16 protein-coding genes are annotated in these 19,616 nt (G+C 35.5%); 4 read left to right on the forward strand and 12 right to left on the reverse strand.

The annotated features are described in order from the left end of the window. Nucleotides 1-6: 6 nt before the first annotated feature. From QLS65_RS07845 to QLS65_RS07890, 10 genes are all read right to left on the reverse strand, one after another. Nucleotides 7-624 carry a Fic family protein gene (locus tag QLS65_RS07845; RefSeq protein ID WP_282716486.1) on the reverse strand — a complete coding sequence of 206 codons (618 nt, stop codon included), beginning with the start codon at nucleotides 622-624 and terminating at the stop codon, nucleotides 7-9. 409 nt (nucleotides 625-1,033) lie between these two features. Then, nucleotides 1,034-2,158, reverse strand: coding sequence for a Shedu anti-phage system protein SduA domain-containing protein (locus tag QLS65_RS07850; RefSeq protein ID WP_282716487.1), 1,125 nt, complete (start codon nucleotides 2,156-2,158; stop codon nucleotides 1,034-1,036). A gap of 87 nt (nucleotides 2,159-2,245) precedes the next feature. Next, nucleotides 2,246-2,827 carry a super-infection exclusion protein B gene (locus tag QLS65_RS07855; protein ID WP_282716490.1) on the reverse strand — a complete coding sequence of 194 codons (582 nt, stop codon included), beginning with the start codon at nucleotides 2,825-2,827 and terminating at the stop codon, nucleotides 2,246-2,248. A 19-nt stretch (nucleotides 2,828-2,846) separates the two neighbouring features. Further along, entirely contained in the window at nucleotides 2,847-4,040 is a 1,194-nt protein-coding gene (locus QLS65_RS07860) for a restriction endonuclease subunit S (protein ID WP_282716493.1), read from the reverse strand. A 294-nt stretch (nucleotides 4,041-4,334) separates the two neighbouring features. Next, nucleotides 4,335-5,192 (reverse strand): hypothetical protein, encoded by an 858-nt coding sequence (locus tag QLS65_RS07865; RefSeq protein WP_282716495.1) that lies wholly within the window; start codon nucleotides 5,190-5,192, stop codon nucleotides 4,335-4,337. Nucleotides 5,193-5,257: 65 nt separating this feature from the next. Next, nucleotides 5,258-6,439, reverse strand: coding sequence for a PDDEXK nuclease domain-containing protein (locus tag QLS65_RS07870; RefSeq protein WP_282716497.1), 1,182 nt, complete (start codon nucleotides 6,437-6,439; stop codon nucleotides 5,258-5,260). 90 nt (nucleotides 6,440-6,529) lie between these two features. Continuing rightward, complete coding sequence (locus tag QLS65_RS07875) at nucleotides 6,530-8,089, reverse strand: class I SAM-dependent DNA methyltransferase (protein ID WP_282716500.1); 1,560 nt, start codon at nucleotides 8,087-8,089, stop codon at nucleotides 6,530-6,532. A 251-nt stretch (nucleotides 8,090-8,340) separates the two neighbouring features. Next, nucleotides 8,341-10,323 carry a conjugal transfer protein MobC gene (mobC, locus tag QLS65_RS07880; protein WP_282717146.1) on the reverse strand — a complete coding sequence of 661 codons (1,983 nt, stop codon included), beginning with the start codon at nucleotides 10,321-10,323 and terminating at the stop codon, nucleotides 8,341-8,343. Between the two features lie 16 nt (nucleotides 10,324-10,339). Further along, complete coding sequence (locus QLS65_RS07885) at nucleotides 10,340-11,644, reverse strand: relaxase/mobilization nuclease domain-containing protein (RefSeq protein ID WP_282716503.1); 1,305 nt, start codon at nucleotides 11,642-11,644, stop codon at nucleotides 10,340-10,342. Then, nucleotides 11,629-12,021 (reverse strand): plasmid mobilization protein, encoded by a 393-nt coding sequence (locus QLS65_RS07890; protein WP_345959474.1) that lies wholly within the window; start codon nucleotides 12,019-12,021, stop codon nucleotides 11,629-11,631. Before QLS65_RS07890 ends, QLS65_RS07885 begins: the two co-directional genes overlap by 16 nt. A gap of 903 nt (nucleotides 12,022-12,924) precedes the next feature. On the opposite strand from QLS65_RS07890, the gene QLS65_RS07895 reads away from it, so the two are divergent. The 4 genes from QLS65_RS07895 to QLS65_RS07910 all read left to right on the forward strand — a co-directional run bounded on the left by QLS65_RS07895 (nucleotide 12,925) and on the right by QLS65_RS07910 (nucleotide 15,459). Then, nucleotides 12,925-13,215: a hypothetical protein gene (locus QLS65_RS07895; protein ID WP_345959476.1), complete on the forward strand. Its 291-nt coding sequence runs from the start codon at nucleotides 12,925-12,927 to the stop codon at nucleotides 13,213-13,215. A gap of 351 nt (nucleotides 13,216-13,566) precedes the next feature. Further along, a complete protein-coding gene (locus QLS65_RS07900; protein ID WP_282716508.1) occupies nucleotides 13,567-14,022 on the forward strand; it encodes a MauE/DoxX family redox-associated membrane protein in 456 nt (151 codons plus the stop codon). After that, nucleotides 14,019-15,101 carry a hypothetical protein gene (locus QLS65_RS07905; RefSeq protein WP_282716511.1) on the forward strand — a complete coding sequence of 361 codons (1,083 nt, stop codon included), beginning with the start codon at nucleotides 14,019-14,021 and terminating at the stop codon, nucleotides 15,099-15,101. Before QLS65_RS07900 ends, QLS65_RS07905 begins: the two co-directional genes overlap by 4 nt. An 82-nt stretch (nucleotides 15,102-15,183) precedes the next feature. Further along, complete coding sequence (locus QLS65_RS07910) at nucleotides 15,184-15,459, forward strand: hypothetical protein (RefSeq protein ID WP_282716514.1); 276 nt, start codon at nucleotides 15,184-15,186, stop codon at nucleotides 15,457-15,459. 79 nt (nucleotides 15,460-15,538) lie between these two features. On the opposite strand, the gene QLS65_RS07915 is transcribed toward QLS65_RS07910, so the two are convergent. Then, nucleotides 15,539-18,166: a S9 family peptidase gene (locus QLS65_RS07915; RefSeq protein WP_282716517.1), complete on the reverse strand. Its 2,628-nt coding sequence runs from the start codon at nucleotides 18,164-18,166 to the stop codon at nucleotides 15,539-15,541. Further along, a complete protein-coding gene (locus QLS65_RS07920) occupies nucleotides 18,166-19,602 on the reverse strand; it encodes a RagB/SusD family nutrient uptake outer membrane protein (protein ID WP_282716519.1) in 1,437 nt (478 codons plus the stop codon). Before QLS65_RS07920 ends, QLS65_RS07915 begins: the two co-directional genes overlap by 1 nt. Between the last annotated feature and the right edge of the window lie 14 nt (nucleotides 19,603-19,616).

Consider the following 19,616-nt stretch of genomic DNA (forward strand, 5'->3'; position numbering starts at 1 on the left):
ACTACATTATTTTATACCAAATATTAAATTATAAAGTATTTCTCCCTGAATAGTACGTTTGTATTTTTGGTCTTTATGTGTTGGTTTTTCTGGAATTGTCATTTCTATCCATCCTAATTTCACTAATGGATCTAAATATTTCTCTCGATTATCGGAATGATTACGTAATCCGATATGTTCTAGAATTTCAACTCTTTTTTTAGGCTCTTCCAATACATTCAAAATAGCTAGTACTTTATCATTAAGCTGGCTTTCTATGATTTGAACAGCTTGGTCGCTAGCTTGGTCGTTAAGTCTTGATAAGGCGTTCTTTAAAACCTCACTTTCCTTGCTGTCACTGGTTTTATCTTGGTCGTTAACTTGGTCGCTCAGTTTGTTTAAAAAGTAACTAAGCTCCTCTAAATTATTGAAAGGAACATTCTCGATAGCTATAATTATTTGTTCTTTTGCTTGCAGCACCGAAAGGAAATAAGTGCTTTGTTCGTCTGTTTCAAAAACAGGATCAGGCGAATTATTTTCCTTCATGGCATTTCTGATGGTGGGAAAACCTGTACCACGACCTTCGGTTAGGTGTAGCTCTTTAAGTAAATCACCTATTCTGCGGTTGCGATAATCACGAGCCACTATGCGCCGGTTTTAGTTTCAATAAACATTTTTATCGACATTTTAATCGTTGTTTCATTTAGAAATGTTGATGGAGTAAAGAGACCGTTTTACTGATTAGTTCAGTATTTACGGTACTTTAAGTTACGTCTCCGATAATTGTGTCGGGGGCATTTTTGAGAAATACTCCTTATTTAACCTTCTTTTTTATCACTCCTATTAATTTATCACATTATGTGATTTACTTCGAATGTTCGCTATCGCTCAGGTCTCCCAAAAGGTTGAAATGACATAAAACTTCAAAACGACAAAAACGCCTCATCGACTAAGCTCCCCCTTAAATGCTCGTTCCAACAAACTCTGAAATATATCCTTATTTTTTACCAAGGTTTTTTAGTTTATTTATAATTTATTCAAAGTCGTAGAGTTTTCATTGTTTTCCAACTATAAAAGATGCTCGTTCATATAACTCATCATAAGTTATTATCTCAATATTTTTCGAATCGCGTCTAAACAATTCAAATGTTTTTCTTTTTATTCGTTTAACATTATATGATTCATCACTCAAATTGACTTCATCCCAATTTCTAATTATTAAAATTGTTTTTAAATCATAAGCGTGTTGATTTATCACGTCTCCTTTATCATTAATTAGTTCTTTTGAGTTTTCAATTTTTATTTGTCCACTAGCTTTTTGTTCTAATATTTGCGAAACGGAATCGATAAATTTATTAGAAAATCTCCAAGCATTTGAGCGGTTTTTTTCTTTTCCAAATAATTCAGTTGTTGGTAATTTTAATTCAACAAATGTTGTGAAATTATTATCTCCCAATAAAAAATCAGCGATAACGCTCTCGCTTCCATTCGCATTTGTGTCTGATGCGTGAAATTCTTTTTGTAAAATTCCTTGATAACGATAATCTAAACCATAACCAAAAATCCATTCATTTTTATTGAAGAAATATTGCCAAGCAACTTCATCTTTAGTATTGGGATTGCAATTCAAATTTTTATATTCTTGCAGATAATGTTCTTCTAATAGTTTTCTGAATATTTGTAATTCCTTTTTGCGGTAACCGGTATTAACGATATCTTGAGATGTAATTAAACCATCTTCTAATAAATCTCTAATTACATCAGCGCCATCAATACCTGAAAGTAATGTTGCTATTTGTCGTTTAGTGTCTTCATCTACAATATCTAAAAAATTGTCAGCCAAAACAATTCTTCTATCTGAAATGCATTTTAAATCAATTGAATTTATAAATTCCAGAAAGCATTTTAATTGTTGAAAATTAAATTTGCTGAATTTAATTCTCTGCTTCTCAATTTCAGAAACCATCTTTATTATTTCTATACCTTCAATATCTTCATGTTCTCTGATATAGACAATTTTCATTAAAGTTTTTGGAGCAAGTTTTATATGAGTTTCTTCATCGTTAGAGAATACAACCTGAAAAAAACGTCCGCTGCCAAAGTCATGATTATATAAATGTTCTAATTTCGAATTAGTAATCACATCGTCTTCGGTTGCTATATTATTGAAATCTTTCATTTATACACTTTTAAATTGCCTCTACACTTTCTAATTCATTACTCACCAACTCCCCCTTAAAGGCCCGTTGCTACAAACTATGACTTTTTAATACCTCCTAGAGCTATTAACCCACTCAGGTCTGTTCTCTGAAATTAAATATTTTTCTTCCTCAGTAGGATTCTCCATTAAATCAACATTCTCAAATTTTAATATTTTTAAAAAATATCGTGAAATTGATACAGGTACCTTGGTTCCATGCATTATTAGACTATTTCCAAATTGTTTGTTTATAGATAGTATGTTTTTGCCTAGAAGTCCAGCAATAACTGGATTGTCATATGGCATATCAATTGAACTTTGACTACATATAATAAATTCTCTCAATACAGCCTTTTCCTGAGGATCTAATTCGGTGAGGATTTGCTTATGCTCAGCTTTTAATTTTTTCAGCTTGTATTCAAAATGTAATTTGTTGAATATCCATATAATTAGATTTACTATTACAAGAACAGTAGAAAATAAAAAAGCCAATCCTACAAATCCTTCATACGTTTGAAATTTATCCAAATGGAGTTTCTTTAAAATTTCTGAACCAGAAAAAATAAATACTCCAGTGACAATTGAAACAACAAGAAAAATCTTTGTTGGTAGTTTCGTAACATCAAAAAACGATTTAAAAAAATCCATACTGTTTGGTTATTATAAATTAATTCAATTCCCCCTTAAACGCCTTCTGCAATAAACTCTGAAACAAATCTTCGCTTTTTGCCAAGGCTTCTTGCGCTTTTTGTTTTTGGGTTTCTATCAGTTGTACTCGTTCTGCGAATTGGCTTTGGAGTTCGATTGGAGGAACTGGAATATTAAATTTTTCTAGTTGATCCTTTGTGATAGCTTCCATTATGGCACCACCTGCTAAACCGACTCCTAATAATTGAATTTTTATGTTTTCTGAAATCAATAAATGACTTAAAAATAATGAATGTAATTTATCAGAAATCGGTCTTAAAATTGAAACGTGCTGATTAACTCTTGCGGGTAAAACATCGTTTGGTACTACTGTACAACGGCAAACAGATGCACCAGTGATATTAAAAAGGACATCATTACTTTCTACTGTCACATTTTTTAATTTGGTTGCTTGGTCATCATTTATAAAAGCTAATTTTTTATATTTGAAGTCATTGTCATAAATATTTAAACTTCTAATTAATGAAATGCCTTCAGTATGATAAGCTTCTTTGCCACCTCTCGGAGTAGAGCCGCTTCCAATTTTTGAAGTACAATTTTTCAACTCCATCTTCTCCCACCCCTTTTCATTCTTCACAGGATCGCCAAACATATCCAAAAACAAACTTTGCGTCAAGGCATTGTATTTTTCTATGAGTTGTTTGTTGTATTGGCGTAATTGATCTGCGGTGTCGAGAATTTTGGCTATTTTTTGTTGGGTCGGTAATGGTGGGAGGGGTATTTTTAATGAATTTAAAGTTCCTTGGGTTAATTTTCCTCGAGTAGCACCATTAATATGCAAAGATAAATCTGCATGATTAAAGTAATACATTAGATACTCAAGTACTAAATTGTCTTTTGCTGTTAAAACATGTGCATGATTATTTACCCAGCATTTCTCATTCATTATTACTGCACATTTTTCTCCTTTACCCCATGAGCCTCCATCTTCAGCAATACATAATATTTTTTCATCGAAAATATACTCATCAATATATCCTTGAATATTATTAGCGCCTACATAAGGGTATAAACCAATTTTAGTCTTCTTTTCTCGCTCAATACCATTTAAAGGTATTCTTCGATTGTCAAGATTATTTGTAATATGTTTCAGTTCTATTAATTCCATTACTTCAACATTATTTGCAATTCGTTCATTTACTGTTAATTCCATATCTTTATGCTAATTACCCTTTCAAAATTTTTTTTAAGGATTATGTTTATAGCACCTGCCTTCTAAGCAGGCGTTCAAAGGTTCGTCTCTCGACTGCGCTCGGGATGACAAGCTCCACTTCTGCGATTACAAAGTAACTTTTTAAGATTACAGGCTTGAATCTAGTCAAGGTCAAGTTGTACCTTTAGGGTTTTTGGTTCGAACCCTGTCGCGGTATTCGAATCCCTTTCTCACTGCTGAATATTTTAAATTGTATTCTAGTCAGGAGCTAGAATCCCTCTTATTCTGCCAGTTTTACTTTTTCAACTCGTTGTATTGGTTTGATTTTTCGGCTTGTGTCACTAATTTTTCAAATTCATCCTCTGACAATAAGGGTGCTACAATTGTGTATTCGTCCACGCGTTGCCAACTTTTTGGCAGTATGGTGTTTAGTGTATCATTAGTTATGGCTATAATTTCTAATTCGTTTTTTTGAAATAAAATATAATCATATTTATCAATGATGCAATTTACATCGTTAGTGATGAGTTTTAATGTTTTTTTATCCTCGCCTTCTCCCATTACCAGCACATTGCCATATTCATAATTAGGAATTTTATAGTTTACATATACTATGATGTTTTGCAGTATTATAGTTAATTCCTTATTGCTTTTATCCGATAATTTACTCAACATTTCTATGCCAAAATGCACCTTACGAATTGGGCAAAAAAGAGTCATTGGTTGCTTTAACTGTGTTACTATAGCACTAACCACCGCGGTATCATTTTGTGGTAAAGATTCAATATCTTCCGTGGTAAATAATGGGTGTTCCTTTGGCAGGTAGGCTAAAAAAACATCATCTTCATCTTCATCGTAATCGTTATTTTCTTTATAGAGTTCTCCTTTATAGAGATTGCAAATACTACTCACTAGTTCGTTAGTTAAGTTGTAATCTGCATAATTAGAGAAACTAGTATTGCGTATTTCTACCAAACCCACTTCTTCCATACTCACATCGACACCACGAGCAGAGGCTCCATTAATCCAGAAATAACATAGTGTTTCTGAGCGCTGTTCATATAAGACATCCGCTAATGTGCGTTCAATGATTTTTTGAAGTTGCACAAAATTAATAGGCTCTTTGGTTTTTATATAATGAAGTACACTCATAATTATTTTTAAATTTGTTTGACATTTTTTTTATAATGTTACTGGTCTTCTTTGCGTTTTTTTGATTATTCCAACTGGTTCAATTCCCTTTCAATAAAGGCTTGCAATACTTCTTTGCTAGGCAGTTGCAGTAAATATTTAGACACAAACAGTTTTTCGTCCATTCCAGAAAGAGCATATTCTACCAGTTTTGTTCCTTTTTGAGTACACAACAAAATACCTATTGGCGGGTTGTCATCGGGTTGTTTTACTTCTTCCCTATAATAGGAAACATACGTATTGAGCTGTGATAAATGCTCGTGCTTAAATTGATCCGCTTTCAGTTCTATTAAAACATGGCATTTTAAAATTCGGTGATAAAAAACTAAATCCACAAAATAGTTTTCCTCGTCTATGAGGATTTTCTTTTGTCGTGCTTCAAAGCAAAAGCCGTTTCCTAGTTCTACAATAAATTCCTGTAAATGGTTTATCAATGCTTGTTCGAGTGTGTTTTCTTCTATTAAATTGTAGTTGCCTAATTTTAGAAAATCGAAAATATAATGGGATTTTATGGAATCTATTGGGCTCGAAGGCTCAATTTTCTGTAACAATTCTTCGAATCCCAAGGCATTATTTTGAGATAAACCGACTCTTTCAAATGCCAGAGAATGAATTTGTTTTTTTAATTGAGCTACAGAGGGTTGCGTTTTTAAAATTAGTAATTCGTAAAACTGTCGCTGTGTTGGGTCTTTTATTTTGATGAGCTCAACAAAATGGGTGTATGAAATGCGTTGAATTGCTTTTTTATTATATGCTAACAGCTCATTGTCATTGCTTTTAGATTTTGCGGTTGGCAACCGCAAAATGTTTTTATCATCGTTTTGGAATTCTTGGGATACCATCCCAAGAATTCTATTTTCTTGATTTTTCAATTTTGCGGTTGGCAACCGCAAAATGTTTTCAACAATCAAATGGGTGTATTTTTCCTGAATTAGGTCAGAATAAAAAGGATAAGTAGTGTAGAATAACCGGCATCTAGCTAATTCTGATGAAGCTAGTCCTTTTAGATTTATGGTTTTAGCTAATTTTGAAATTAGCTTATCTCCATAGATTGCTCGGTCTTCTCCATTCTGTTCAAATTCTAAAATATAAAACCCAACCAGCCAATTACGAACAGTCATAGAAATATTAACCGCTTTTATAGCTTCTTGTTGCAAAACAGCGTGTGTATGTTGTATGGATTCGGCTAGAGAATTAAAATTTGTCATAGCATTCTTCTTTATAATAGTATTTTAATGTTGTTTTGAATAGGGCAGTTGGCGACTGCCCAATTTTGGGGTTGGTAACCCCAAAATTCGTTACTTTAACAATTTTTCTAATATTTCCATGGCCTTAGCCCTATCATTATCCAGTTGTTTGATATCAGCAATGAGTGTTTCGGGTTTGTCATAGAACACTTCGTCGTAGACAATTTCTTTGTAGCGGTTTATGCTCAGGTCGTAATCGTTGGCTACAATATCGGCTTTTGGGATTAGGAAGGATTTTTGGGTACGATCTTGCCCTTCAACTGCGCTCAGGGTGACACCGCTAGTAAACTTTTTCCAGTCTAACAAAATGTTAGGAATGTCGCATTTGCCTTTAAACTCCTCTAAAATACTTTCCGGATCAGCGAAACATTGTTCAAATACCTCTTCCGAGAGTTGAGCGTTGCGTTTGTCGTCCAGACTAAATCCATCAGCTTGCATGTCATAAAACCACACTTTATCTGTACCGCCAGAATTGGTTTTTGTAAAGAATAAAATAGCGGTGCTCACTCCGGCATAGGGTTTAAAAACACCACTTGGCATCGAGATTACCGCTTGCAGTTGTTGGTTTTCTACCAATTCTTTACGGATGCTTTTGTGGGCTCCGCTGCCTCCAAATAACACACCATCGGGTACAATCACAGCAGCACGTCCGCCAAGTTTTAGCATTCGCAAAATCAAGGTCAAGAATAATAATTCGGTTTTTTTAGTTTTGGTTACGTTTAGCAAACTGCTTTCTACCTCATCATAATCCAGCGCCCCTTTGAACGGTGGATTAGCTAAGATTAAAGAGTACTGACTGCTGATAGCGTTGCTTTCGCTCAAGGCAGAATTACCAATAAGCGTTGGGTTTTCCATGCCGTGCAATTGCAAGTTCATAGCCGAAATACGCATCATCGAGGGATCGATTTCTATGCCGTTGAACATGCTTTTGTTGTAATGTTCGCGGAATTGTTCTTCTATAAACCAGTCTTCGTGTTTCTCGTGAATGAATTGAGAAGCAGCAACCAAGAAACCTGCTGTTCCACAAGAAGGATCACAAATGGTATCGTCTTTTTTGGGTTGGGTCATCTCGACCATCATACGGATAATATGGCGCGGGGTACGGAATTGCCCGTTAGTTCCTGCTTCGGCAATTTTGCCTAACATGTATTCGTATAAATCTCCTTTGGTATCGCGGTTGTCTAAGGGCAGTTTGTCAATTTGTTGTACCACACGGTCTAATAATTTTGCCGTTGGAATCATAAAGGTTGCACCTTTTATGTATTCGGTAAAAGCACCGCCATCTTTACCTAATGTTTTCATAAAATCAAACACGGTAACATCATTCAAATGACGTTGCGGACGTGTAAAAAGTTCAAACATCACCTCTGAATCCTTGTCTCTGAAGCTGCTCCAACGTAAATCCCTTTGTTCAGGGGAATAGATGGGTTTGTCAGTAGTTACTCCCAGCATATTGGCTCTTTTCTCAATAAGGATTTGTTTTTCGTCCAGTTGTTTCAAGAAAATAAGGTAGGTGAATTGTTCAATTACCGTTAAAGGATTTGATATTCCGCCAGTCCAGAAGTCGTTCCAGATTTTGTCTATTTGAGATTTTAAGTCGCCTGTGATCATAAGTTTAATTCGTCTTTTTAATGCTATTATTTTCAAATGTACAAAGTTAATGTGCAGATGACGTGCATTGATTACTTTAATTCGAAAATTACTTTTTGCTTTTGTAAAAGCAATTCAAAATATTGTGAAAAAATGTATTTTTTGGCTAAGGTATTTAAAATCTAATAAATAAAAATATGGAATACCGTAAAGCGAGTCCTTATAATTTTTAATCAATTGCATTTTAATAATTTAAGTTTTTTTAATTAAAATTATTTCTTGACAACCAAATGTGCCAGTCCAAAATCATTTAATAGTCTTTCTTTTTCAGAATAAATAATGTCCTTGATATCCTGTTTTATCTGCAAGTAGTTGCGTTGCACCATTGCGTTATCGACTTTCCGAATAACAGGGATATCTTTATAATCATCCTGTTCGTTTTTCAATGCTTTATGGTCATTCACAATTTCACAGTGAAATGTTTTGAGTTCAATTTTACAATCGGGATCATCGGCTACCATACCAACAAATTCACCAGAACTAAGTCCAGAAATTTTGGAAGGAGGCACTGCGGATTCCAATTGCTTGGAACGACTGATCGAGGTGTCCCCGCTATTAATAGACAGGCTTTCCCTATCCTGCATGATCTTTCCGAAACGCTCTGATAATTGCTTGGCAGTATCACCTGTGACCTGTCCGCTGACGATATTTCCGGTAATGTTCATAATCACGTCGGCCTGTTCACGTCCATAGTCTTTTCGCAACTGACTAAAGTCCTGAATACCCAAACAATTAGCTACTTTATTGCTTCTGGCAGTAGCAATCAAACTATCCATATTGTTAAGGTAAATTGTTGGAAATTCATCGAATATCAGGCTGCTTTTCTGTTTGCCTTTTTGGTTAACCAACTTTACCAATCTGTTTACATAAAGCGATAATACGGCCCCGTAAATTTGTATTTTTTGTGGATTATTTCCCATGCAAACAATTTTTGGTTCCTCTGGATTATTGATATCCAATGTAAAATCATTACCTGATAAAACATAATACAATTGCGGAGAAGAAAGCCTCGCCATTGCGATTTTTGCCGAAGCGATTTGACCTTCCAATTGGTCCATTACATTATTGAGGTAGGCATTTACAAAAGGATTGATGAGTACCTCAATTTCTTTTTCAGTTCTAAGCAAGGTAAACAAGCTATCGTAGTCTGCCTGCATCAGTTCTATAACATGGGGAAGCGTACAAAATTCGCCGTCTTTGTATTTTCTTAAATACCATATTATGGCTGAGAGAAAATTAATTGGTGATTCCACAAAAAAATCTCCCTGACGTTTGATCCATTCCCGATTTAATCCTAACAGAATGGTGCGTGCAGATTCAGAAGCATCGGTAATATCACTCATGGCTGAAGGATCCAATGGATTGCATCGGTGTGTTCGGGTCAGGTCATCAAAATTAATAACATAAAATTGTGGTGGTTTAGGATAAAGATGTTTGTATTTGAGCCAGGTATTATAGGTAATTTTGGAAAGATCATCGAACTTGAAATCATAAATAAACATCGTAAAGCCTTTGCGTATGTGCTGAGTAATAACATGTCGAATTACAAAGTAGGACTTTCCAGAACCTGGAGTCCCCAGAACCATCAAAGCACGAAAGGGATTAATAATGTTTATCCAGCTGTTTCGCACCTTATCTTTTAAGTGATATCTAGCTGGAAGGTTGATGGAATATTCATTCTCTAAAAGCCTTTCTTCTTGAGGAAAGGTCTCATTTTCGGTATTAAAAATATCTTTATCGCTGAGCCTGTTTTTTATAATACGCGAGAGCAAAGTACCTCCAGAAAGTATCAGAAGAAATCCAACTGCCGTAATGCTTATATAAGCTATCGCTGCCTGTACTATTTCTATTTTGAGATATAATGAAAGATAGCTTATGAAGAAAATTAGAGTACCCGTAATTATATAAGCAAAAGCTGTTTTGTAATTTAGTTTTTCGTCTTTACGTCCTTTAGCACCTATTAAGGAAATCAGTAAAAATCCCAATGCAAAGAGTTTGGATTTGTGAAAATTGCTGAACAATCCTGTATGGTGAATATTGCCCATAATTTTATCACTGAATCCGCTGACAAGATGCCACTCCAGAAAGGCAGCGTAGCAGTAATAATAAAAATGGATTACTAAAATAATGATGCTGATTAGTCTGGTCATGTCGAGTATCTTCCTCAATGCCTGTTCGTTTTCTCCAGTTTGCATAGCCATAATTTAAATTTTATTGATTATTTGGCTTTCCTCTTCTTTTTTTCTTTTTGCCTTTGAGTTGATACGGAACGTAATTAGCAGCCTGTTCGGATTGCGTAAGGATATTCAATAATTGTCCCATTACTAAATCGGATCCAACTGATTTATTATTTTGAAAATCATCACCAAACGAAGTTGTATTGATTTTCGAATGAGTCGTTTGAGATGTAATCCCCTGTGATTTTTCACTATCTGAGCTTCCCATTTTTTGTTCTACTGGGGTAATTGATTTACAACGTTTCTGAATTGCTTTAGCGCTATATTGTTTGCCCAGCTTACTACCGTTAAAAACACATTTTGTGGTATGGTCTACATAAGTAATCCCATAAAGTAATCCTTCTGCATTTTTTCTAAAAACAGTAATGATTCCATCTTTTTCCAGTAGTTGCACCATTTGCGTAAGTGATATTTCCGTTCTTAAAAACGCCATATCAATGGCGTTTTTAACTCTTCTCACATCGGAAATTTGGCCACTCGTATTGGATGCAAATTTTCCTTCTAAAAATTTCAGGATTGGCTTGTTGTAAAAGAGACTGGCCTTAATGGGTACACCGATAGGTTTGCCATTTTCATCCAGTATCCGGTACATTAATCCTTTTGTCTTAAACATCCTTGAATTTTCATTGCCTCTGTCTGTCAAAACATTGTATTGTTGTAAAACTGCATTCAGCTCCGGCAGGCTGGTATATTTATAGGATGAAAGCACTTGGGCCAATACATTTGCAATGGCTTTTTTGGATTCGTTTCGCCCATAATGAACCTTTCCTGAGATGATAGGTTGGAGTTCAAAATCTTGATTATTTACGCGTCCTTGCGCTTTAACAAGTCCAAAAAGTTCTTCGATTTCTTTTCGCGCTGGTTCAGATTGATTTCGACCGATATTTTGCATATCGATCCGCTTGCCATCCCTCTCTACATTTATGGAGACCAGATGGAGATGCGGATGCCCGGAATCGTGATGTTGGTATACCAGATAAGGTTGTTCTCCAAAACCTATTTTCTCCATATAAGTATCCGCAATAGCCATTAATTTTTCTTTGGAATGATCTTCCGTGCTATGAAAATTCAATGAGATGTGCACACTGTTTCGCTTTACATTTTCATTTAATTCCAACTGTTTTAAAAAACGATTCAGTTTTATAGTATCGCTCATTTTATCCACATCAATTGGATAATTTCCGGCACCGATACACTCTGCTACGCCCTCTTTTACTTTGTTTTCATTGTAATAGAAAACCTTGTAGATAGAGTGTCCTGTTTTTATGATTGCAACCATTTTTCCGAGATTTTTTGGATGCAAATCTTGATTTCTTCAACCTTGTTCAAAAGGATTTTTTGATCCTGTTCAGAACTGATAATCCAGACTTTAAATTCAGGAATTTGGTCAAGGGTATGTAATTTTTTTACCGCCTGATTAAAGTTGTTTCCGATGGCATTTAATTGCTTATAAAGCAGCATCATTTCACAGGTCATATCATCTAAAGATTGATTCCTGTAAGTGGTGTTTATCGGTTTATTAAATAGGTGTTTACGAATGTAGTCACTCAGCTTACGGCAAGTACTTGCTTTCCATTTTCGTTCAATTTTCACATACTCTTCGGGTGTAAATCGTAACCCGACAATCCGTGTTCTGTTTGAATTTTCTCTTTCCATCATCTCTCATTTTACTCATTAATTCAAATTATTTTTTATTGGTATTCGTGAATTCGCTGCGCTTCATTTCATTGTTATCAAACTCTTTTTATCCTTTCAGTGTCACTGCTAACGAGTCCCGAGTATAGAGCAGCAAGAATCTGTTGTTTAACAACAGGACATCTTGCCGATTGCAGGAACGTTGCAATCTTACAGCCACTTTAAATGTTTTTTAGACATTCCAGTATTTCTAAAATATTCAAAACTCAAATTCCTCACTTATAGGTCTTTTTATAATATGTGATATATTAAAAATGGTATTTCAGCCATTCATAGGAACTATCAATTCAGTCATTAAATCTCGATGACTTTTATAAAGGGGTATTTTATCATCACTTTCGGTGGTCAAGGAAAGTGCACACTCCTTTTAATTTAAAACCATTGCAACCGGATAATTATAAGGCCAAATTTTACTCACCAATTTTCCATAAAAGGATGTGCTCTTTCCAAGTAATAAACCAATTTTAAAACAACCAAATCCTGACTTGTTTAAGGAAGGTTTTGGCTGTTCATTTTAAAGGATAGTGATTGTCATTAAATGCTTAAATAAAATCATCTTTTCAGAACTTTTTTTCTACCCTGAACTTCATTTGATAAACCGTTTCTTTTGAAATATGATTATCAAATTTTATACTCTTGAAAATCGTTTTTAATTGACCCATTTTATATCAAATTCAAAGCACATTTCTGTAATTCTGTTTGTCTAAAATCCTATCGTACATTTTAATGTTCAGCATTTAAATCAGATACAAAATTAAGTAAGCGGTATGAATTCTACCTATCATAGGTAAATTTTACCTATCAAAATTCATAAACGACTTTATACCTTTACGGAATAAATTATTAATTAAAAACGTGAAGATTATGACAACAAATGATGTAGCCAAGGTTTTTGATACTGTACTTAGTATCCCTGGAATGAATGACGTAGTGAAGATTGATTTGAAAATTTCACGAAAAAATGTGCTGTTATTAAACCATGTCATTGAACGTGGATTAGCAGCTAAAGACGATGATAAACCATCGATTCTCATGACAAGTGTTCCAGAAGAAAATCTCCAGGAATTAAAACTGTTTGGAGATGAGTGTTTACAAAAAGCCGGACTTATAGAACTCAATGAAAAATTGAAGACATTGAGCGAAACCGGGAAGTAATAACAAATTATAAAAGAAGAAAATAGCTGGGTGCCAAATAAACAATATTTGTTTATTTGGCACTTTTTTTATTGCTCAATTTTATTTCAGGGATGCTTTTTTAAAAACTTTAACTAAACTAGCGGATTTTGACAAATTCATGCCGGATTTCGGTAACATGTTATCAAACAGACTATTGTAATTTTGTTTCAGTTTTAATTCCAAATAATTAAATCATCAATAAAATGTTTTTTTCATTTAATGGATTTTGAATACGATACTAAAATTCATTGCCCCAAATGCAGTAATAAAAATGGAGAATAAGGTATAAAATTATAATTAAAGAATTTTTCCAAACTGAAAATCAGAAAAATGAACCAGATTAAAAACATAAGGAATACGTTGATGATTACAATTTGCTATCTAACGGCATTACTTTTCATTTATGCTGCCACAAGTAAAGGACTTGATTATGAAAATTTCAGCATTCAATTGGGTCAATCACCATTACTTAGTGCATTTGCAAGCTGGGTCTCCGTGACAGTTCCATTGGCTGAAATAGCTTTGGCTCTTGGACTGTTTATCCCAAGACTACGATTCGTTTCATTATTAGGTTCCTTTACACTAATGGTAATGTTTACAGCCTACATCTACATTATCCTTAATTACAGTGCTTTCGTTCCATGTTCATGCGGGGGTGTACTTGAAAAATTGACATGGAACCAGCACCTTATTTTTAACCTCATATTTGTTGTGCTTATAGGAATAGCGATAATTTTTATACCGATACAAAACACCAAAATAATTACAAATAAAAAACAATCATGAAAATTAAAAACAAGATAGTATTGATGTTTTTTTGCACAATTGTTGGAACAGCAATAGTGATATTACTTTTTAATAGGTCTGAAAATATCATCCATTATGCAAATACATTTATCAGAAGATTTCCACAACATGTGGCGCAGGAAAAATATAAGGCAGATTTGGGATACAACTCGTACTATTTTGCAGGGAGTAGCAATGGAAAAATTTATTTAGGAAACAGCACTGCTCCTTTACAAGTAATGGAATTGGATACAGCTTTAACAAACCGAAAAACCTATAAGATAATTCCAAACAACAAAAAGCTTCCCTTTCACAGCCCTAAGGTTAAAGTATTTGAGAATAATTTTTACCTGTTTGAGGGAAATGTCCCTTATATATTTAAGGGAAATATTCACGACTGGAATGCAAAATTGGTTTTAAGTACCGGAAAATATTTTTCACATCTGGAGCCAATTGATAAGGACAACGTTGCGGTCCGCTTTATTGATCAGAAAACAGGAAAAAGTATCCTTGGTACAACAAGCCTCAGCCATCGTTTAGAGAATCATTCCGAACAACTTCTCCAAACACAAATTGACGGTATTTTTGATGTAGATGGATCATTGCATTTCGACAACAATAATAATCGCATTGTATATGTGTACCGTTACCGTAATCAGTATATAGTTGCTCATAAAAACCTCAAACTTGATTACAGGGGAAATACCATCGATACCATAAACAAAGTACAAATTAAAGTAGCTGAAGTGAAAAGCAAGAACATCAACACTTTTTCAAACCCTCCATTAATAGTCAACAAAATGAGTGCGGTAAGTGATAATTTACTATATGTTAATTCTAATATATCCGGGCAATACGAAAGAGATCAATTATGGAAGGAAGCGAGTATCATTGATGTATATGATTTAAGGGACCATTCCTATAAATCAAGCTTTCCGATTTACAAGATAGGTAAATCTAGTATGAACAGTTTTACTGTAGTAAATAAGAAACTGTATGCCATAATCGATGATAAAATTGTTTGCTACAAATTACTGAACCATTTAACAACTAGGGCAACACTAAAAAATGACAATTAATATTGAAAATATACTGCGCAGTATCAGGACTACGATCGAAAACCTGTAACAGAGTAGATCATAAACTTTAATACTTTTTATTATGAGAACAAATTTTAAAAAACTGATGATGCCTGTGGCAGTCATCATTTTGGGATCGCTTGGAGCATTTGCAACAATGTCAATGGGTACTGTAAAAGATGCACCTGGCGATAAGCGTGGTTACTTATTTGTGGATGCCCTGCACCCTTGTGTTCAGGATATTATGTGTAGTACCATCGTAAATGACATCTGCAAGACACCATCGTTGCAGACATTAAAGGGCAAAATAAATGAAAGTGATGCCTCTTGTCCACAAACACTTTACAAAAAACAATAACGATCTTCGTTATATTTAAAAAGTACGATGCGGTTAATCAATGATTAACCGCATCGTTGTTTAATATAAATCTTGAATTCTATTCCGGACTACTCCAGCCTGGTTTGGGACAATCTTTAAGATAATAATTAAACCAATCCATAATTTTTGAACTCAGGTCAGCCTGACGAACCATATCCAAAATAACATGGCCTTCTTTGGGATACCTCAGCATAACATGATTCCTTTTCAATCTTCTCATGGCCATATAAAAGGCCATGCTTTGCTGTGGATTGACTTGCGTATCTGAATCCCCAGTCCACGACAAAATCGGGGTTGAAAAATCACGGGCAAATGTAATAGCCGAATTTCTCCTATAGCCTTCCGCATCTTCAAAGAGGGTCTTCCCCATGCGAAACTGCTGGTGTTCAAAACGCCATGCATCAGGTGTGCTGTAATTCCATCCCATTGAAAGATAAAAACTGCTCATGTCGGAAATGCCGGCACCAGCTATAGCAGTCGCAAATAACTTCGTTTGCGAGGCAATAAAAAAAGTTTCATAACCTCCAAACGATTGACCTATGAGGCCTATTCTTCCAGGATCAATGCAACCTTTTGAAATAACAGCATGGGTGGCAGCAATCACACAATCTGCTGCTGAAACACCCGGATTACCAATGATATAATTGATATCGGGATGCAGTACAAAGTATCCTTGGCTTGTTAGGTTTGAAGTATTGTACCCCGTTGTATTATACATGGAAGGAGCAATGTAGGTATGCACAGTGGTGACTTGCTTTTCATAAATGCGCACCACCATTGGGTATTTTTTTTCAGGCTGATAGTCAAAAGGATAGAATAAAACCCCTTGCAAAAACTCACCTGCACTATTTCGATAGGAAATTAACTCAGAATGCCCCCACGGATATTGACTGTGTTGCCGATTGCTTTTAAAAACAACATCATTTTTCCATTTATTCCCAGAGACAGCCACAATTTGTGCTGGCAAATCATAATCTTCCTGTCTGTAAATAATGATATCCTTATTTTGGGCCTTTTTAAGTCTGCTTAGTTTCTTATCCGTAAAAGTCTTTATGTTTAACTTTCCATTTGGAGATAAAACGGCATAACCACTCTTGTCGTTGTCCTCGCTCTGGACTTCCAATATAATAGCACTGGCAGAATCAATCTCTTTCCCTGTTTGTACAAACCAAGGCTCCTCTATTGGCCTAACATTGTCAATGTCAGCAACACGAAAAATGATTCCCTCTTCCCTTCCCCTTGTAAGTCGCTTACTATCGGTGCCATCTATTGAAAACGACCAGAGATCAAATTGGTCATACAACAGTAACCTATGGCCATCGGTAGTCCAGCCTGCAAAACCGTAAGGACTTCTTGGTGCACTATAATCTGCTTCGTATGCAAATGGTACTGCAGATGACATCGTGATATGAGTTTTTTCGGCAAAATTATATACTTTCCATTCGTTTTCCCTAAAGTAAGCAACTGATTTTCCATTGGGCGAAAATACCAAAGTAGCATTTTCGAAAGGTACCAGACGTAAAAAAAGGGAGACTTCTCCACTAAGCAAATTAATAACATAATAGTCTGCTTCGGGCCTTTCCTTGTCACTAGGCAAATAAGGAAATACATCTTTTGTGATAGCATACTGCTGATCTCCATTAAGCATATAAATATCCTGTTTCCCTTTACCTGCAATCAGTATCCTGCCGCTAAGAGGTTCCCAAACACCCATTTTATTAACACCCTCTCTGCCAGATTGCTTTAGATGTGGATACACGTTTGAATCTGATGCATTCCATACCTCAACATCTGATGTACTTTTTTTATTGCTGCTTTCCTCTTGATCCTTGAGCGTAAAAAAGACCCGCATCCCATCATCCGAAACAATAAGGGAAGAACTCCTATTACCATTGAAATCAAATCCTTTAAGAGAACTATTATCTGTCATACTGAAACTGTAACTTTTATCTTCAGGTATCTTATAGAAAAAAACGTCAGGCTCCGATGCACCCGTTTTTAGGATTGGTGTCCCTAAGAAAGCTACAGCACTGCTGTTCGGTTGCCAGACTGGATTGAAATAGGCATAGTTACCTGACGCTATTGTTTTCTTTTGAACTTTATGATCCAAAAAAGCCAGTAATGTTACTTTCTTATTTCCACCGTCAGTATGGCAATATACCAATGAATTACGATCTGGACTAATCATAAAGCTACTGACACTTTTTATCATTTCGATCACCGTACAATCTGAATTTAATACATTTATGGTTGTTGTACCGCCTTCTTCATTGGAAGTAAGTAACAGAAAACTATCGTTGCCGGCAATCTGATAATTTTCAACACCTTCAATCTCCTTTTTCTTCGCATTCATTAGATTCGAAATTCCTATTTTTTTATCAGGAAGCATATAAACAAACGAGTTCTCGTTAAAAAACTGGCCATCATACCCTTTTGCAACAGCCAAAACCGCTTTGCCTTTCGTATTCCTGACAAACAACGTATCATTTCCTGAATCATAGACAAGTTTGTACTGCACCCAAGTGCCATTATCAGAAATACCCTCACGGATCATTTGGCTCCACTTACCATAGTCATCCTGCGTAAGTAGCTTTACTTTGTTGACCTGCCCGAAAAGCGGACAGCCAGAAAGAAAATAAATTAAACTAATATAGATTAATTTTTTAATGTTACAGATCGACACCATCAGTATCCTGGATTTTGAGGTTCCAAATTCGGGTTTAAACCTATTTCCGTTTCAGGAATTGGAAACAAGGCGTCATTGCTATCCCAGCCGGGTTTTACAGCCGAAAGTACTGGATTAATAACGCCAAATCGTTTCAGGTCAAAGAAGCGATGACCAAATTCGGTAAACAGTTCAATCCGTCTTTCCCCTAAGATAGCCTGCAGGATTTCCTCCTGTGAAAGGGCATTGGTATCAACAAGTCCTGCAGTATTGCGGATGATATTCAAATCTTCCTTGGCTCCAATCAGGTCACCTGCCCTAGCCCTGGCTTCTGCCCTGATTAGGTAAAGTTCTCCGGTTCTGAAAATGATAGAAAATTCCATCGAAGTGGATGTATTTTCCTTTTGTTTGTATTTATAGGGATGGTACCAAGTCTGGCTTCCGTTTGTCACTGCTTTGGTCCATGCTGCTTTACGAAGGTCGCCCGGCTCAAAACTCGACAGCAATCCCATGCTGATAGCCGAAAGCGTAGGTGTTCCGCCTGTAAAAATAAAACTGGCGCCTTCATAGGTGTTACCCCCTGCATTTTCTGCACTTAGTTGCCATATTGTAGTGCTACTGCCATTTAAAAATATTTTCGAAAGATCGCTTTCAAATGCATACAGTTGCATATTATTCAGTACAGCTGACGCAGCGTTTGATGCTTCATCCCACGATCCTTCATAAAGCGCTATACGGGCAAGCAAGGTCTGTGCCGTATATTTATTGGGACGTGTGCGGTCTGTAACAATATAATTTTCAGGCAACAGTAAGATGGCTGTTTCTAAATCAGCTTTTGCTTTGTCATAAACGTCAGCAACAGCAGTTCTTGCAACATTGCTGTTCGTCTTATAATCCGTTGTGCTTACATACGGCACGGCTCCAAAAACATTGGCAAGGTAGAAATGGATCAGGCTTCGCACAAAGAGCGCTTCGCCCTTTAGCTGATCTTTGTATTCCTGCGGAAGTGTCTTTGACTGCTCTACTCCTGCTATAATGGCATTCGCAGAATAAATTTGATTGTAACTACTGTCCCACAAGCTTTTTACATCAATATTTGCAGCGGTTAGCGAATTATTGTAATACGATAAAGTACCAAGATAGGATTCACCATAAAAATCAAGCTCATCACTGTAGTTGCCCAGTACAACCGAAAGGCCATCGGCAGAACCGGTCAATAATCCGGTTCCTCTTATTTTCGCATAAACTTCTGTCATCGCAGCGTCGGCAGTCGACTTTTCCTCAAAGACTCCATTAGCGATGAGCTGGTCACTTGGAAGGTCAACTTCAACAAAGGAGTCGCAACCATTCAGCAACAAGCCAAGCACAAGCACAAGCACATATAGTGATAAAAAAAGGGAATTTCTACAGGCATGTATTGGAAGCCCTGAACAAATATTCTTACTATATTTTTTCATTTTCATAAGATTTA

The sequence above is a fragment of the Flavobacterium algoritolerans genome (assembly GCF_030010385.1).
In the GTDB taxonomy this organism is placed as follows: domain Bacteria; phylum Bacteroidota; class Bacteroidia; order Flavobacteriales; family Flavobacteriaceae; genus Flavobacterium; species Flavobacterium algoritolerans.

Bases quoted from the DNA above. Each gene is read 5' to 3' on its own strand.
- QLS65_RS07850 (WP_282716487.1), bottom strand. From the start codon at position 2,158: ATGAAAGATTTCAATAATATAGCAACCGAAGACGATGTGATTACTAAT.
- QLS65_RS07910 (WP_282716514.1), top strand. From the start codon at position 15,184: ATGAGAACAAATTTTAAAAAACTGATGATGCCTGTGGCAGTCATCATT.
- QLS65_RS07875 (WP_282716500.1), bottom strand. From the start codon at position 8,089: ATGATCACAGGCGACTTAAAATCTCAAATAGACAAAATCTGGAACGAC.
- QLS65_RS07885 (WP_282716503.1), bottom strand. From the start codon at position 11,644: ATGGTTGCAATCATAAAAACAGGACACTCTATCTACAAGGTTTTCTAT.
- QLS65_RS07905 (WP_282716511.1), top strand. From the start codon at position 14,019: ATGAAAATTAAAAACAAGATAGTATTGATGTTTTTTTGCACAATTGTT.
- QLS65_RS07920 (WP_282716519.1), bottom strand. From the start codon at position 19,602: ATGAAAAAATATAGTAAGAATATTTGTTCAGGGCTTCCAATACATGCC.
- QLS65_RS07890 (WP_345959474.1), bottom strand. From the start codon at position 12,021: ATGGAAAGAGAAAATTCAAACAGAACACGGATTGTCGGGTTACGATTT.
- QLS65_RS07900 (WP_282716508.1), top strand. From the start codon at position 13,567: ATGAACCAGATTAAAAACATAAGGAATACGTTGATGATTACAATTTGC.
- mobC (WP_282717146.1), bottom strand. From the start codon at position 10,323: ATGCAAACTGGAGAAAACGAACAGGCATTGAGGAAGATACTCGACATG.
- QLS65_RS07860 (WP_282716493.1), bottom strand. From the start codon at position 4,040: ATGGAATTAACAGTAAATGAACGAATTGCAAATAATGTTGAAGTAATG.
- QLS65_RS07855 (WP_282716490.1), bottom strand. From the start codon at position 2,827: ATGGATTTTTTTAAATCGTTTTTTGATGTTACGAAACTACCAACAAAG.
- QLS65_RS07870 (WP_282716497.1), bottom strand. From the start codon at position 6,439: ATGACAAATTTTAATTCTCTAGCCGAATCCATACAACATACACACGCT.
- QLS65_RS07895 (WP_345959476.1), top strand. From the start codon at position 12,925: ATGACAACAAATGATGTAGCCAAGGTTTTTGATACTGTACTTAGTATC.
- QLS65_RS07915 (WP_282716517.1), bottom strand. From the start codon at position 18,166: ATGGTGTCGATCTGTAACATTAAAAAATTAATCTATATTAGTTTAATT.
- QLS65_RS07865 (WP_282716495.1), bottom strand. From the start codon at position 5,192: ATGAGTGTACTTCATTATATAAAAACCAAAGAGCCTATTAATTTTGTG.